The organism is Gordonia sp. SL306, from assembly GCF_026625785.1.
Classification (GTDB): Bacteria; Actinomycetota; Actinomycetes; order Mycobacteriales; family Mycobacteriaceae; genus Gordonia.
In genome coordinates this window covers 2,206,426-2,220,846 of record NZ_CP113063.1, presented here as the reverse complement: position 1 = coordinate 2,220,846, position 14,421 = coordinate 2,206,426, and the positions used below count along the sequence as shown (strand labels likewise).

Below are 14,421 nucleotides of genomic sequence, written 5' to 3'. Positions count from 1 at the left end.
CCGCACCGGTGGCCTGTCCGCGGGTTGCTTCCCCGAGTTCGGTAATCGTCCATTCCGAAGGAATCATCATGTCCGACATTGATAATGGGATCGGCAGTGTCAGTCCAGGACTGTCCCGAACCGCTCACCTCCAGCCGTCTCCACTTACCCGCGGCACGCTCGTGGCGGCCGCACTCTGCATCTTCGTCGCGCAGTTCGGATTGACCGTCCCGGCGGGATTGAACGGGCTCTTTCAACAGGACTTCGGGACCACCGCGTCACAATTGACGTGGATCACCGACGCGTTTCTGATTCCGGTGACCATCCTGGAGTTGAGCTTCGGTTTGCTGGGTGACATGTTCGGGCGCCGTCGGCTATTGGTGATCGGTTCGGGGATTCTCGCGCTGGGGTTCACCATCTGTGTACTGACTCCAGGACCGGAGACGAGCCAGACGATCCGCCTCGCCGTCATGTGGTCGGGCCAGTTCATTGCGGGTGTCGGTGCCGCAGCGGTCATTCCGACCACGCTGTCGATGGTCGCCGCCGGAACCCACACCGCGCGGTCCCGGGCACGGGGGTTGTCCACCTGGGCGGCCGCGTTGTCGATGGGCAGTGTGGTGTCGCCGGTCATCTGCGGTCTGGCCGCAAAGTTGCATTTCGGCTCGAATCCTTATGCCGGATGGAAATGGGCGTTCATCGTTGTGGCAATCCTGGCTGTTGCGGTGGGTGTACTGGCGGCCGTGGTTGCGCAGGAATCGTCGTCTCCTGAAGGCCGTTCGTTCGACTGGCCCGGGCAGATCACGATCGCGTTTGCCGTCCTCGGGTTCCTGTTCGCTGTCATCCAGGCACCCACGAGCGGATGGGGCAGTCGTGAGGTCATCGGCGGGTTTGTGGTCTGCGCGATATTCACCGCAGCATTCATCTTCGTCGAGAGACGACAGGAGTCGCCGCTGCTGCAACTCGATCTGTTCGCCAACCGGAACTTCAGCACCGCAGCCATCGTCACGGTGGTCGGCATGTTCACCTATCTCGCGACGGGATACATCACGAGCATCCGCCTGACGGCGATCCAAGGGTTCACTCCGCTGGCGGCATCGGTGGCATTCGTGGTGTTCAACGGTGTTTCCGCACTCATTCAGGTGCCCATCGCTTCCCGGCTGATCGTCCGCTACAACCCGAAGTGGGTCCTCGGTGGTGGTCTGCTCCTCATCGCCGCAGGTGGATTCTGGATGTGGCAGATCCCGATCAGCCACGAATCGATCGCGGTGCTGTTGCCACCTCTGGCTGTATCGGGTGCCGGCATGGCCTTCGCGTTGACAGCGGTCACCGCTGTTGTGATCAACACCGTTCCGAACCACCTTGCGGGGATGGCGGCCGGTTGGGCAAGCCTGTTGCGGGACTTTGGCTTCACTCTCGGCCCGGCGGTGATCGGCGCCATCGCTCTCGGGCATGCTGCCAACCAGATCTCCAGTCAGGTCAACTCGGACCCGACGTTGAGCCAATCGCTCGACGCGTTCAACAACTCCGCAGCGTCCGCTCCGCCTGATCAGCAGGCGTCGGCGCAGGCGGCAATCGATGCGGTGAACTCGGGTCCGCTCGGCGCCAATGCGGTACCGTCCCAGATTCAGCTACCGGACGGCGGCACGGTGCCCTTCAATCCGCTGCAGCACACCGCGTTCGAAGCGTTGGGCAGTGGCTACTCGATCGGGTATCTGGTGGTCGGTATCTGTGCTCTGGCCGCGGCTGTGGCAAGCATGGTGTTCATCGGAGGGCAGTCGCACGACCCTCTGATCGCCCCGGATTCGCTTGAGGACTGACTCGAGTGACGGCAGGGGGCGACCACTGCGCCGACGACAGACCGGTTGGGAGCTGAACCAGTTGAACGACGGGCACGCGAGCACGAGGTTGTCGACTCCATCATTGTGTGGTCGCATGCGGATCACGGTCGGCGATTTTGCCGTCGCCACGCAGTGCGACGATCCGCAGCGCTGCACGCAGCTGGTCGGTTGTCGCGCGCCATGCCTGCTCCTCGTGTCGGCATGCCGCCGCTTCGTCAGCATCGTCGGCGGCGTCGGCCAACGCAGCGGAACTGCTCCACTCCAGGTACTGCTCCTGGCTGGTGCGGATATAGCGGAGGATGGCGGACTGATCGTGACGGCAGATCTCCGCGACCTCGTGCGCATCGAGGGACGTGCCGTCCTCATCGAGCACGATGAGGGTCTGCAGCGGATCGGGGAGTAGATCGCTCTCCGCTGTACGCGGCGGTTCCGGAGTCTCAGCGCCGGTGATCGCCGAAATGATCTGTGGCGCTTCGTCGTGCATGAATTGCAACCACCGACCGAGGCCGGCCGTCAGGTTCTCCCGGTGAAAGGCCGTCATCTCGATGGTCTGGAACGCCATCAGCGTCTTCTGGTGCAGCACCAGCGTGATGCCCGGCCAGCGAGGTGCCTCGGTGGCAACGAACTCGGCTGCCGTCGAACCGTTCGGGACAACGTCGACGACCGTCCCGAAGAACTCGACGGTCGCCTCGTCGGCGAGCACGCGCAGCCAGGACGGAGTCCGCCCGGTGGGCAGCGGGATGTCACCGTCGTCATCGACGACGATGCGCCGCCCGGCCATGTTCTCGAGGGCCTCGACCACCAGACGCCCCAGTTGAAGTTGTGTCTCCGGGATTGTCCCGACGGCGATGGTGGCCTCCCGCGGCGTGGGCCCGGAGTGTTCGAGGAAGGCCGGGTGCACGACCTCCCAGATGTCCCGCAGCATGTCGACCGCGACCTGGGCGAGCTTGTCGACGCGACGTTGCCCTACCTCGTAGATGAGCCGGCCGTCGCGCAGCAGCCGCCAGCCGGCGCGGACCATCGCATCCAATTGCTCGCGGAGGTACTCGGGCGTGGTGTGCAGGTCGCCGGCGTCCACCGTTGCCCGCACCCGTTGGGCGCGTGTGACCGTGAAGGCGATGACGCCGTGTGGGCCTTCCGGGAACTCGGACTGTGCGACCGTGTGGCTGTTGCCGATGGCCATCCCTGCGAGCCGGTCAGCGAGGTCGGCGCGAAACGCACGCCAAGCACCGTCGACGGTGGCATCGAAATCGAAGTCGGACATGACTTCTCCTCTCTGTGAGCACGCTCGCGCGCACCCTCGAAGGGTGGCTGAACGCGGGGTCCGTTGCGGTGCTCGCGTGGAGTGGGGGCGCTTCGCGGTGGCCGCGAATCACCTTTCACCCGCAGAGTAGGGGAGGGGTATGACAGTTTTGCGAGGCTATTGGCTGGGCACCACTACCCGGAAGTCCCGCGTTCACCACTGGTTCTGCGATGTCCGACAATCGCGGTCGCCAAGTCCAGCAGCGCCATCAGGACGGCCAGCTTGTAAGTCGCCGTGCGCCGTGCGCCGTCCGACCTCGAGCACCGCGACCAGCTTCTGGCCGAGCGTCAGGGGATGGGTGGGCGGTGGCATCAGGGGATAAGCCTAGGCGAGGACGAAGTACGACCCAGCCCGAAGACCAGTTGGCGGCCGACGACTGCCGCGATAGCGTCTTGATATCACCAGGCGGAAGGGGTGATGATGACCGATGTCCTGATCCGGGATGTCCCAGATGAGGTGGTGGCCGCGATAGACGCGCGAGCCGCCAGGTGGGGCTCTCGCGTACTCAGTATCTTCGCCGACGGCTCGCTCAGGATGCCGAAGCAGATACGGCGCCAGTGACCAGAGACGATCTTCGGTCGTTCGCCGACACGTTCTCCGCGCTCGGGGCCGACGATGTGATGTCAACGGCGTGGCAGTAGCCCCGATGCCGACGAATGGGCGCAGCGAATCGAATGAGGGCTCGTCTTCAACACCACGATGAGCGGGCTTCAGGTCGGCTACTCGCGCATCGGAGCCACGGCTGAGCCCGCAGGACACGCAGTCCTGCACCTGGGCAAGGACTTTGACCTCATCGCGGGTATCACCGGCCAACTGGTTGAGCGACTGTCCATGTGAGTCGCTGAGCGGCTCTGGGCCGGATTCGCCTGGGACGCACGCGCTACGACGGCACGGGGTCGGTCAATTTGCGGGTGATGACGCCGTTCTTGTCGACGAGTCGGATGTGGGTGAACTCGCCGCCCTTGGGTGCGAACAACGTGACGTCAACCGGTCGCACCTCGATCGGCCCCTCGGCGCAGTTCGGCACACACGTTTTGCGATGCTCGATGCCGTGGCCGACGGCTAGGGTCGGTGACCATCGTGACCAGTGGATATCGGTGACGATGATGCTGACGTCGGCGCAGAAGATCGAGTCGATCATCTTGGGTTTGACGAAAGCATTGCCGGTGCAGTCGTGGATGACGGTCGGTGGAGGCGCGGCTGACGCGGGTGCGGCGACGGATATGGCGACGCCCGTGAAGAGTGCGACCGCAAGAGCACTGCGCTGCGCGGCCCGACGAAATCCTGAACGCATGAAGTGATTGTCCCGCATATGACCGACATGGAACGTCGTTTGATCGGATGAAGTCGGGGAAGGCCCCGACGCGGAGATCGTGAGCGTGGATGCCATCAGGTGCAGCTCGCCCACTTGACGAATTGTTCTGGTGGCCAGAGATACTGCGACACTCCACACTTCGACCACGACAGGCGGGGGTCGGCAGGTTCGCCCGTTGATGTGGTGCCGGAGCAAGTTGCCAGGGCCGGGCTGTTCCCTCGGCCGAGCTGCAGAACAGGCAACACCACGTCACCCTGTGAGCGAGAACGGATGCACGGTACTGATCGGATCGGTGAGAGTCAGGAACGACGGATGGGTGACACCCCATTGGCCGCGCAGCAGGGTGATGGACTGGACCGCCGCCCGGTACAGCTGCCTGCGGCCGAACTCCCGGATGTACTCGTCCTTGCGGGAGAGGTAGCGCCAGTCGAGCGCCTCGAAGGTCCGCTGCGTGTGTGACCAGTCGGGTTGCCGCGTGCCGACAAGCGCACTCTTGGGCACTGTCGCGCGGACACGACCTGCCCGGTTGGCGCGAAAGGTGATGAGCAGCTGTTCGCGATTGCCGACGGGGTGCGCCAGATCGATGAACTCGAACGAACCGAACCGCAGATCACCGAGACGCGCCGCAAGGTCCGCGGTGAAATCGCGCCAGGATTCGGCGATCTGCTCGTCGTATCCCTCGACATCGTCGTCATACGTCTCGGTGGTCATGGTCCTCCTGGGCCGATGGGCGGACCGGCAGCTGCCGATGACGACGAAGATACGAGCCGGGTACGACATGCTCCGACGGCTTGCGGCGCTACGTGTCGGCGCAGCCGGAGCCCCGTCGACAGATCTCCGAGGAGGCTCATCGTTGGGCATACTGATCGGTGACTCGTGTTCTCTATCTGGAGGTTCCTGTGGCCGGTGGCCTCGTGGCTCTGCTGGACGACGTCGTGGCCCTGACCAAGGTGGCTGCGGCGTCGATCGACGACATCGGTGCCGCAGCCGGTAAGGCCAGCATCAAGGCCGCCGGGGTGGTCGTCGACGATACGGCTGTCACGCCGCGGTATGTCCACGGCTTCACCCCCGACCGCGAACTGCCGATCGTCCGCAAGATCGCTGTCGGGTCGATCCGGAACAAACTGCTGATCATCCTGCCGGTGGCGATGATCCTCAGTCAGTTCCTCCCGCAGGCACTGCCGTATCTGCTGATCGCCGGTGGCCTGTTCCTCTGCTTCGAGGGTGCCGAGAAGGTCTACGAGGCCTTCGGCGGCGGGCATGGGCACGACCACACCGACGACGTGCCGGCGGCGGAGAAGGGACCGGAGTTCGAGAAGTCGATGGTCAATGGCGCCATCCGCACCGACCTCATCCTGTCGGCGGAGATCATGGTGATCTCGCTGTCGTCGGTCGAATCCGAACCGTTCCTCACGCGGTTGCTGGTGCTCATCGTCGTGGCCTTCCTCATCACCGCGCTCGTGTACGGGGTGGTTGCGCTGATCGTCAAGATGGACGACGTGGGGCTGGCCCTGGCGCAACGTCAGTCGACGGCGAGCCAAACGATCGGCCGCGGCCTGGTCAAGGCGATGCCGAAGATCATGTCCACGCTGACCGTGGTGGGGATCGCCGCGATGCTGTGGGTCGGCGGCCACATCCTGATCGTCAACGTCGGCGAAGCCGGATTCCATTGGCCGGCCGACCGCCTGCACGACATCGAGCACTGGTTCGCAGAACTCTCCCACGGGTTTGGTGGCGTCCTGTCATGGACCGCAGGGACAGTGGTCTCGGCGCTCGTGGGATTGGTGATCGGCGCGATCGTCGTGGCGATCATGCACCTCATCCCGAAGCGCGGTGCGAAGAAAGAAGCTGCCGCCCAGTCGCCGGAGTGAGGGGTGCACGGCTCGCTACTACTCCCTTGTCTCGAACCGCCGATTACTCAGCGCGTCTGCCACACGCTTCCCGAGCACCTTCTGGGCCGAGTAGCGGTCGACCTGGTCGAGTGTCAACTCGGACTCGGGTTTGCTGATCCGCTGCAACTCGTCGACACCGATCTCGGGAACAGCCAGCGCAACCTTCCGTGCGTCGTCAATGTCGATGTTCTCGTGGGTCCACCGGAATCCTGAATCGCGATGGTGGTCTTCGGTCACGATCCAGTTCGCGACGAATATGGAGCGATTCGGGATCAACGTCCACACCTTGTGCTGATCAATCGTCGCCCGCGCGTTAGGCCTCGTGCCGGCCAGCCACTCCAACGAACCGTCGTCGACACGTACGAGGCGCCAGAACTCCCAGCCGTCCTTCGGCATTCGTCCCTCCTCGGACTCAGATTGTCGGTCAGGCGCCGCCGACGATGTGCGGTGTCGGAGGCGTGAAGCTCGTGTTGTCGGGGAGTGGATCGGCACCCTTCTCGTTGCCGAACTGGCGGACGGTCTGCACCTCACTGAGCGCGCTACCACCCTGGCGCGCCAGGGAGTCGTCGTACCACTCGAACCACGGGTATCCGTGAGTCAGGTATTCGTCGATCGTCAGAGGTGGCCGGTGCGGCGGAGTGTCGGTGAGTATCTGCCACACAGCCGAATTGACGATCCTCACGCTGACCTCTCTCCGCGCGTCGACATCCCAGTTCTCGTGGGACTCGATCGGCGTGGCGATGGACTGGTGGATCGTGCCACCGGCACCGAGGCCCATACCGGCCGGTGCGGCAGTGCACCCGTCGACGACCATCCGGGAGATCGGCGGCCGCTGAGCCCACACGTCGGGTTTGAGCGGGGCCACGGAGAAGCGGATGAGCCCGTCGTCGGTGCCTGTCAGTTGTTCGGCTGCGGTGTATCCCTCGCCGAGCGGCATGGCGATGAACTGCCGCACGGTGGTCGCGTCGACCCGAAATCCATCCAGCCATGGCTGGGTCGGAGCCTCGAGGTAGTCCTCGGCATCGAAGTCGGGCTGCGGGACGTAGGAGTTCCCGGTGATCGCGTTGATTCCACCAACACCGACTTTCACCAGGAAGGGATAGTCCTGGGGTGTGCTGAAGTCGATCCAGGTCGCCTCGGATTGCCACAGCGGGAGTAGGCCGTCGGCTGCCGGTACTGCGCGAGGTCTGATCTCGCGCGTGGAGCGCACGTCGAGGGTGCCGAGGCTCGGTGGCAGCCCGTAGGTGGTGGGGTCGTCGGGGACTCGCAGGGTCTGGTGAAAGGTGATGCGCAGTGTGGCGTCGGCATGGACATCCGGAAATGAGAACTCGATGGCCTGCGGGCCGGTGGTGACGGTCATGGCGCTCCGATGCGTGAAGGGATGCGATCAGAGTAGGAGCGGGGTCTGACAAGACAATCGACATCGATCGCGTCGACAACGGTCGTCGCTGCCGGCGTTAACGGTGTTCGCGGGCTTGATGGGTCTTCGGATCGTGCTGTACTGGAGGAATGATCAAGCTCCTCGTGATTGTCGTCGTTGCGGCGGCGATCGCGATTGCGTTGGTCGTGATCGGTTCCTGGGTGGTCAGCGGTGTCCGATCGTTGGGTGTCCGGCTCGGACGCCTGGCGCGAGGCAGCGGTGCAGCCGGCGAGGCGCGGCCCGAACTGCCGACCGTCGAGGCAGATGCGGACGCCGTGTTCGACGATCCCCTCGCGCAACTGGCCGACGATCTGCGCGCGGCCCGCGCCCGCCGATGGTCGCAGTGCCGGGCGATCCGGGAACTCGCCGAACCCACCGAGTCGCGGCGATACTTGGACCTCGCGGTCGACAACTGGACCGCGGGCTCGGATGACGGCGCCCGATTGCGCAACGACCCGATCGGACAGATCGCCATCTCCGCGGGCATGGTCGCCGACCGGATCAGTGACTACCCGGCCTGGAAACTGGACTTCTTCGACCGGCACGGCGTCCGCGTGGACCTCGCGGCCGAGGTCACCGCGCTCACGACGTCGGCGGCCAACGTCCACGAGCAGGTTGCGCTCCTCGGTGAGCCACCCACACACCTGAGGACCGACGACGACGTCGTCGACACCTACACCGCCAAGGCTGTGCTGCTGTCGCGGCGACTCGACGGGCTCGTCGAACGGCTCGGTGCGCTGGGCGAGTACCAGCAGATCGTCGCCGCCATCCAGCACCGACAGGACAAGCGGGAGTGGCTCGACCGGGTCAGCGCCATCGACGAATTCGAGAACGAGGTCGACGTCCAGTGGGACGCCACCGAGGCCGACCGGATGCGCGCCACCGCCGACGAGTCGGAGATGCTGGCGTCCATCTATCTGGATGCGCTTGCGCCGCTGGCGAAAAAGCTCGAGCAGGAGGACTGACGAGGCGACGTCGGATGCAAAACCGGCGGCCCCTGTGGACAACTGATCTGCATTCGCCCGACCTGTCGGAGTTCCTTCCTACCGTGCAACGCATCCGGTCATCGCCGATGGCCGACGGCCCAGGGGGAGATGTACATGTCGGACCGTCAGGGTGCAGCCGATGGCAATCCGGATGCGGCATGGCGAGGGTTCTGGGAGCGGCTCGCCGAGAGGGTGACGAGGCTGGGTCGTGACGAGTTCGTGGAGGTGAGCCGGGCCGGGGAGACCGGGCGACCGCTGCTGATTTTCACGGTGACCGGGTCCGGCCGGGTGCGGTGCACGATCGGTGGCAGTGCGCTCACCAACTTCTGGCCGCCCGAACAAGCAGCGACGGCTCGTGCACAACGAGCCGCCGTCGATCGCCTCGGATGGCGAGAGTTGCGATCGGGCAGCATGATTCGTGAGACGGGCAAGCGCAATACGAATGCGCTCATGCGCGACGCCGAGCGGGCCTTGCGCGAGGTGTGGAAGATCGCAGATCCGTCGGTGTTGCACGTGCACGATCCGTTCAGTCCGGAGGCGCAGCGCCTGAGAGCGCAAGCCCGGCCGAAGGAACGGACGCTGACCCTCAGTGGGACGGCATCACTCGGCGTGATCCCCGGCGATGCCGAACATCTGCTGACGATGGCCGCTGACACATTGGCAACCGCCTGGGGCTGCAACGTCTCGATCGACGACGGTGCCATCCGGTTCACGGACGTCGACGGCTTCTATACCAAGTTGCTGGTGTCTCCGCACGCGATGCGCCTGGAGTTCTGCACCATTGTCGGTCACTGCACGCCCGACATGGCGTTGCTCGGGGCGGTGGTCGCCGAGCACTCCTCGCGATGGCCCGATGTCTCCATCCTGGTCACCAAGGACCACATTTTCGCGGTCCGGGCGCTCGAGTGCGCCACCTTCTATCCCATCAACCTGCTGGCCGCGCTGGACGCGTGGCGACAATTCTGCGCCGCCGGCGCGATCGACATCGTCGAACAACTCCATCCCGATGCGACCGGCCACTTCGGGCCCGTCCGCGGGCAGATGCCTGCCGAACTTGTCGACCTGATCAGACGGTTCGTGGCTGACCCCAACGGTGTCACCCCGTCCCGGATCGCCTGCGACACCAGAGCGAATGCACCGATGCTGCGCCGGTATGCGCGCATCTGCGAAGAGTGGCTCGCCGAATGGCCCGACGGTGAACCGGCTGCCGGGTGCGATGAGCCGCGCATGCCGGAGCCTCGCGAGGTGCAGCGATTTGTGCCGGTGCTGGTGGAAGCGATCGGAGTTGCTGCTGAATTGAATGTGGCGTCGGAGATGAGGCGGGGGAGATGACGTCAGCCGTGCATGCGCAAGCCGTGGCGCGTGATCGACGTCATGTTGACGCGTCAGCCGTTGGCGCCGGCCATTGCTGCGCTTGCGACAGAATCATGTGCCTGGACACGGAGGTTGTCGACGTCATGTATCTCGTTCTCGATCGGCTTCCGCAGGCTTCACCCTCCGCACCTTCGAACCGCCGGCCCCACCCGGTCACGATGGGCTGTCGAACACCGATGTCTCATCCCGCCAGCGCGCCTTGCCGAACTTGTCGGTCAAAGTTGATACAACTTTCGGCATGACTGCGAGGAGGGATCCGGGATCAGCCCGACGTCGCCATTGGCGGGGCGAGCGCAAAGCCGTCTTGGTGCGCGTACCAGTGGCCTTGGCTGAGCAACTCGTCGAAGAGGCCCACGACCGAGGCACATCGGTGAGCGACTGCGCTGCGGTCCTCCTTGCAGAAGCGCTGCAACCCGAAGCGTCGGTTGCGTGACGACTACCCACGACGACCTTCTTGCACCTGTCGATGGCCTTGTGCTGCGCAAGGCACGAGGAGCCTTCTTTACTCCACCAGCCCTGGCGAACTTCGTTTCTCGCTGGGCAATCCGCGCCCCATCGGACCGCATTCTAGAACCCTCGTGTGGCGAGGCGGCTTTCCTCGTGGCAGCGGCAATGCGTCTCGACGAGCTCGGTGCATCCAAGGAACATGGCTCAACGACTCTGGAAGGTATCGAGATACATCCACCGAGTGCTCGAGCTGCCGCCGAACTGGTCAGTGTCACCGGCCGCTCGGCCAGTATTGAGGTAGCCGATTTCTTTACTGTCACCGCCGCTCGGCGCTTTGACGCCGTGATCGGAAATCCACCGTATGTGCGGTACCAGGACCATGTCGGCGCTGCCCGGGTTGCCAGCCGACAAGCAGCCCTGCGAGGCGGGGTTGGCTTGACAGCGTTGGCTTCGATGTGGGCCGCCGCGACGGTGCATGCCGCGGAGTTCTTGCGGCCGGGCGGCCGAATGGGGTTGGTGCTACCTGCCGAGCTCCTGTCGGTCAATTACGCCGCAGATGTGCGTCGCTACCTCATGGAGAGATTCGGTCGAGTGCGGCTCGTGATGTTCACCGAGCGTGTCTTTCCCGATGTCCAGGAAGAGGTCGTGCTGCTGCTCGCCGAGGACGCGCTGGCCGAAGGCGGGACGGATCATTGCGAGCTGCACCAGGTCCGATCCGTCGACGAGCTCAGCGAGGAGGACCACTCTGGTTACGGGTTGCCCCATCGATGGCGCCCCGCCCACGCTAGTGCCAAGTGGACACCCGCGCTCCTTTCAGCAGCCGCACTCAATGAGTACACACCACTCACCGACAGCGAGCATTTCGCGATATTGCATGAGTGGGGCGATACCACGCTTGGCGCGGTCACCGGCCGAAATAACTACTTCGCCATCTCGCCCGCCCGCGCTGGTGAGCTGAAGCTGAAGGATTCGGAGACGATTACGCTTTCCCCGCCTGGCAGCCGCCATCTGCGTGGACTATCGCTGAATACCAGCGCTCTGAACTCTATGGGCGACGAGGGATTGCAGACTCTCTTGTTCAGGCCAGGCCTAAAGAAGCGGCAAATGTCGGCAGGCGCACAACGCTACCTCCTGCAAGGAGAGCACCTTGGGGTCGACCAGGCATATAAGTGCCGCGTTCGATCCCCGTGGTGGCAAGTACCAATCAACGCGCCGGCAGATCTGCTGTTGACCTACATGAACGCTGACACCCCGCGATTGACCACCAACCTCGCAAATGCGGTCCACCTTAATAGCGTCCATGGCGTCTACCTACATCCCGAGCACAAAGAGCCCGGGAAGTCGTTATTGCCGATCGCCAGCCTCAATACAGTTACGCTACTCGGGGCGGAACTCGTCGGACGGTCCTACGGCGGCGGAATGCTCAAGGTCGAACCAAGTGAAGCAGACCAGCTCCCCCTCCCCTCACCGTCGCTCGTCGCGCACCTCGCCCCCGGCTTGCGCGAAATACGCCGCAGTGTGCGCGACGCGCTCAAGGCCGGCGACCTGCTCGGTGCCGTCCGAATCGTCGACCAACTCGTACTGCGAGACTATCTACGCTTGTCGGAAGCGCAACATAGCGAACTCGTTGCTGCACAAGCGCTGATGTCAGCGCGCCGACTGGCGCGCGCAGCCAATCCTAGCCGGACACAGTGATGGCTCGCACCGATTCCTTTAGTCAGTTTGACGATCTACTCCCCACCGAGCCCAGCGATCCCTGGACACACAGTCTTGGGGAGGCGCCGCGATATGATCCCGACTACCTGTTGCTCGAACAACTACTGACAATCCCCGTCGCCGAGGGCGCCGCTTCGGAGAGCGGAAAGTTCGCGAACGGTATTGACGCCTGGATTGCTCAAGAGTTTCGCCGATCTGGGTTTCGCGCAGATGAAGTGTGGCCCAGAGCATCTCGTCCCCGAGTGCTGCCCCGGGATATCGCTGTCCTGATGGACAAGATCCCTACCCAGCTGCGAGACGAACTCGCCAAAAGGCTCCCAACGATCCCTTCCGTTGCTCCCGTCGACGCTCGCATCCTCGGACAGGCCTACCCAAAACAAGTTGACGTGGTCATCGCCCGCTGGGATCGTGGACCCGAACTTCTCGTATCCACCAAAGCTCAGCTATCCAGCTTCGGTAAGAACCTCCCCAACCGATTCGAGGAATCCTACGGTGACGCCAGCAATTTGCGCGGCAGATACCCTCTCGCCTCTGTTGGCTACTTCTTCGTCCAGCGCGCCACCATCATCGACGTCGAACCCGAAGCCTTTGAACGAAGTGTCGACATGGTCCGCAAGCTTCGGCACCGCGGAGATGTCAACGGCTACACCACGACTGCCCTTCTCCTCGTTGACTGGATCACCGAAATCGATAACCAGCTCAGCGTAGTCACGCGCCCTGAACTCGTACCCGACGACATCCGACCCGACCGCTTCTTCATAGAGATGATTGACCATCTTTTGGCCGTGACCCCGGTCTCGTACCACGTAGAGGTTCGGCAACGCCGAGAACGTCGACAGCTACCACTTCCAGACAACGGCGACAGCTCATAACGCCGTGACCTCCCGAGTGCTTATCGATCTTCAACAGGCAATAGGATGGATCGAACCAACGACGACGTACAGCGTGAGAGGCAAGACGATTGAAGCTCCATAAGTCAGACGTTGAACTGGAGACGATCGTGAACCGGATCGAGTCGGGCGAACTTGATCTTCAACCGAATTTCCAGCGTGGTGAAATTTGGGATATCAAACGTAAACAGCGTCTGATCGACACTGTCTTACGCGGCTGGTATGTGCCGGCAGTACATATCGTGGTCGATTCGGATGAGAATGATCTGGTGCTGGACGGGCAACAACGATTCGCGACGCTGCGGTCCTTCTTCGCTGACGATTTTCCTGTCAATGGGAATGTTGATCCAATCAGCGAGGATATCCAAGAACTAGATGGACTCAGGTATACGCAATTGCCAGCCCCTGTTCGACGGCGAATAAATCGGTTCGTAATTCCGATCGTCACGCTCAGAGACTACGAGCCGGAGGAGCCCAATGAACTCTTCTTTCGATTAAATCAATCCTATAACCTTACACCACCGGAAAAGCGGAATGCGCTTCATAGCGCGGCGCGGGACCAGGTTCGGCATCTAGTTAATCAGCTAGGAACGATTGGGCTATTGCAACATGAGACGGTAGGGTTCAATAACCGACGACTCGCGTATGACGATATCATTGCGAGGTCATGTGTGGCGCTCGAGCAAAACAGTATCGGAACGCATATCAATAATGCCGTAGTCGAAAAATACTACCGCGGTGGTGAGTTCTCAACAAGTACCCTGGATTCTATCCGAGATAGCGGTGCGCGGCTCTTTAGAATGGTTCAGGGCTCGGGGAAAGTTCGATTCAATAAGGGTACACTCCAAACCTGGCTTCTGTACTGCGACTGGGCGTATGAGTGGAGCGACTATTCGGCCCTACCTCGTGATCTGCTGCACCGTTTCGAGTCCGAGCGAAACCTGCTGCGACAAGGAAATTTTGGGGCGGGTGACCCAGCGCTGAGTTCGCTGCGGACAGCGATCCGCCTGTATGATGACCGCGCCTCGTATCGCGTGACCGATGTATCCTCGGTGTTGACTCGTGACTTAGCACTTCACTTGTTCTCGATGAAGCTGTATGGAACTTCTCCGCGCAAGAACTCGGATGCTCTTCTTGCGGCCCTCGCTGAAGCCCCAGAGGAGCGGCAACAGGCCATATTCTTCGATTTTGTTCAATCGTCAGACTGGGGCGTTCCGCTGAAAGGGACCATCTGAGATGCGGATCGCGGAGGCGCGAAGCG

The 14,421-nt window shown here is 63.0% G+C and carries 13 protein-coding genes and 1 pseudogene; 8 read left to right on the top strand and 6 right to left on the bottom strand.

The genetic code is table 11. The annotated features are described in order from the left end of the window. The first annotated feature begins 68 nt into the window (after positions 1–68). Positions 69–1,796, top strand: a complete 1,728-nt coding sequence (locus OVA31_RS10185) for an MFS transporter (RefSeq protein WP_267630976.1) — start codon at positions 69–71, stop codon at positions 1,794–1,796. Positions 1,797–1,896: 100 nt separating this feature from the next. On the opposite strand, the gene OVA31_RS10180 is transcribed toward OVA31_RS10185, so the two are convergent. After that, positions 1,897–3,081 carry a TY-Chap domain-containing protein gene (locus tag OVA31_RS10180; RefSeq protein WP_267630975.1) on the bottom strand — a complete coding sequence of 395 codons (1,185 nt, stop codon included), beginning with the start codon at positions 3,079–3,081 and terminating at the stop codon, positions 1,897–1,899. 215 nt (positions 3,082–3,296) lie between these two features. After that, a pseudogene (locus OVA31_RS10175) lies at positions 3,297–3,432 on the bottom strand (HNH endonuclease); the annotation flags it as partial. Between the two features lie 387 nt (positions 3,433–3,819). Between OVA31_RS10175 and OVA31_RS10170 the strand changes: the two are divergent. Continuing rightward, a complete protein-coding gene (locus OVA31_RS10170) occupies positions 3,820–3,957 on the top strand; it encodes a hypothetical protein (protein WP_267630974.1) in 138 nt (45 codons plus the stop codon). Positions 3,958–4,000: 43 nt separating this feature from the next. Here OVA31_RS10170 and OVA31_RS10165 read toward each other — a convergent pair whose 3' ends face one another. After that, complete coding sequence (locus OVA31_RS10165) at positions 4,001–4,414, bottom strand: hypothetical protein (RefSeq protein WP_267630973.1); 414 nt, start codon at positions 4,412–4,414, stop codon at positions 4,001–4,003. A 270-nt stretch (positions 4,415–4,684) separates the two neighbouring features. Further along, positions 4,685–5,146 carry a TY-Chap domain-containing protein gene (locus tag OVA31_RS10160; RefSeq protein WP_267630972.1) on the bottom strand — a complete coding sequence of 154 codons (462 nt, stop codon included), beginning with the start codon at positions 5,144–5,146 and terminating at the stop codon, positions 4,685–4,687. A gap of 188 nt (positions 5,147–5,334) precedes the next feature. Between OVA31_RS10160 and OVA31_RS10155 the strand changes: the two genes are divergently transcribed. Next, complete coding sequence (locus OVA31_RS10155) at positions 5,335–6,306, top strand: DUF808 domain-containing protein (protein WP_267631473.1); 972 nt, start codon at positions 5,335–5,337, stop codon at positions 6,304–6,306. Positions 6,307–6,324: 18 nt separating this feature from the next. Here OVA31_RS10155 and OVA31_RS10150 read toward each other — a convergent pair whose 3' ends face one another. Beyond that, positions 6,325–6,723, bottom strand: a complete 399-nt coding sequence (locus OVA31_RS10150; RefSeq protein ID WP_267630971.1) for a hypothetical protein — start codon at positions 6,721–6,723, stop codon at positions 6,325–6,327. Positions 6,724–6,751: 28 nt separating this feature from the next. Next, positions 6,752–7,687: a hypothetical protein gene (locus OVA31_RS10145; protein ID WP_267630970.1), complete on the bottom strand. Its 936-nt coding sequence runs from the start codon at positions 7,685–7,687 to the stop codon at positions 6,752–6,754. 149 nt (positions 7,688–7,836) lie between these two features. Between OVA31_RS10145 and OVA31_RS10140 the strand changes: the two genes are divergently transcribed. From OVA31_RS10140 to OVA31_RS10120, 5 genes are all read left to right on the top strand, one after another. Continuing rightward, the gene (locus tag OVA31_RS10140) at positions 7,837–8,712 is read left to right on the top strand and encodes a hypothetical protein (protein ID WP_267630969.1); all 876 of its coding nucleotides are present in this window, start codon (positions 7,837–7,839) and stop codon (positions 8,710–8,712) included. Positions 8,713–8,847: 135 nt separating this feature from the next. Next, positions 8,848–10,065 (top strand): TY-Chap domain-containing protein, encoded by a 1,218-nt coding sequence (locus OVA31_RS10135; protein ID WP_267630968.1) that lies wholly within the window; start codon positions 8,848–8,850, stop codon positions 10,063–10,065. Between the two features lie 471 nt (positions 10,066–10,536). Continuing rightward, on the top strand, positions 10,537–12,249 hold the full coding sequence (locus OVA31_RS10130; protein ID WP_267630967.1) for an HsdM family class I SAM-dependent methyltransferase: 1,713 nt from the start codon (positions 10,537–10,539) through the stop codon (positions 12,247–12,249). Then, positions 12,249–13,142 carry a hypothetical protein gene (locus tag OVA31_RS10125; RefSeq protein WP_267630966.1) on the top strand — a complete coding sequence of 298 codons (894 nt, stop codon included), beginning with the start codon at positions 12,249–12,251 and terminating at the stop codon, positions 13,140–13,142. The genes OVA31_RS10130 and OVA31_RS10125 overlap by 1 nt, the downstream gene beginning before the upstream one ends. A 128-nt stretch (positions 13,143–13,270) precedes the next feature. Then, positions 13,271–14,395 (top strand): DUF262 domain-containing protein, encoded by a 1,125-nt coding sequence (locus tag OVA31_RS10120; protein WP_267630965.1) that lies wholly within the window; start codon positions 13,271–13,273, stop codon positions 14,393–14,395. Positions 14,396–14,421: the final 26 nt, after the last annotated feature.

Excerpts from the sequence above, each read along its gene's own strand:
- OVA31_RS10185 (WP_267630976.1), top strand. The coding sequence starts at position 69 with ATGTCCGACATTGATAATGGGATCGGCAGTGTCAGTCCAGGACTGTCC.
- OVA31_RS10180 (WP_267630975.1), bottom strand. The coding sequence starts at position 3,081 with ATGTCCGACTTCGATTTCGATGCCACCGTCGACGGTGCTTGGCGTGCG.
- OVA31_RS10170 (WP_267630974.1), top strand. The coding sequence starts at position 3,820 with ATGAGCGGGCTTCAGGTCGGCTACTCGCGCATCGGAGCCACGGCTGAG.
- OVA31_RS10165 (WP_267630973.1), bottom strand. The coding sequence starts at position 4,414 with ATGCGTTCAGGATTTCGTCGGGCCGCGCAGCGCAGTGCTCTTGCGGTC.
- OVA31_RS10160 (WP_267630972.1), bottom strand. The coding sequence starts at position 5,146 with ATGACCACCGAGACGTATGACGACGATGTCGAGGGATACGACGAGCAG.
- OVA31_RS10150 (WP_267630971.1), bottom strand. The coding sequence starts at position 6,723 with ATGCCGAAGGACGGCTGGGAGTTCTGGCGCCTCGTACGTGTCGACGAC.
- OVA31_RS10145 (WP_267630970.1), bottom strand. The coding sequence starts at position 7,687 with ATGACCGTCACCACCGGCCCGCAGGCCATCGAGTTCTCATTTCCGGAT.
- OVA31_RS10140 (WP_267630969.1), top strand. The coding sequence starts at position 7,837 with ATGATCAAGCTCCTCGTGATTGTCGTCGTTGCGGCGGCGATCGCGATT.
- OVA31_RS10135 (WP_267630968.1), top strand. The coding sequence starts at position 8,848 with ATGTCGGACCGTCAGGGTGCAGCCGATGGCAATCCGGATGCGGCATGG.
- OVA31_RS10125 (WP_267630966.1), top strand. The coding sequence starts at position 12,249 with ATGGCTCGCACCGATTCCTTTAGTCAGTTTGACGATCTACTCCCCACC.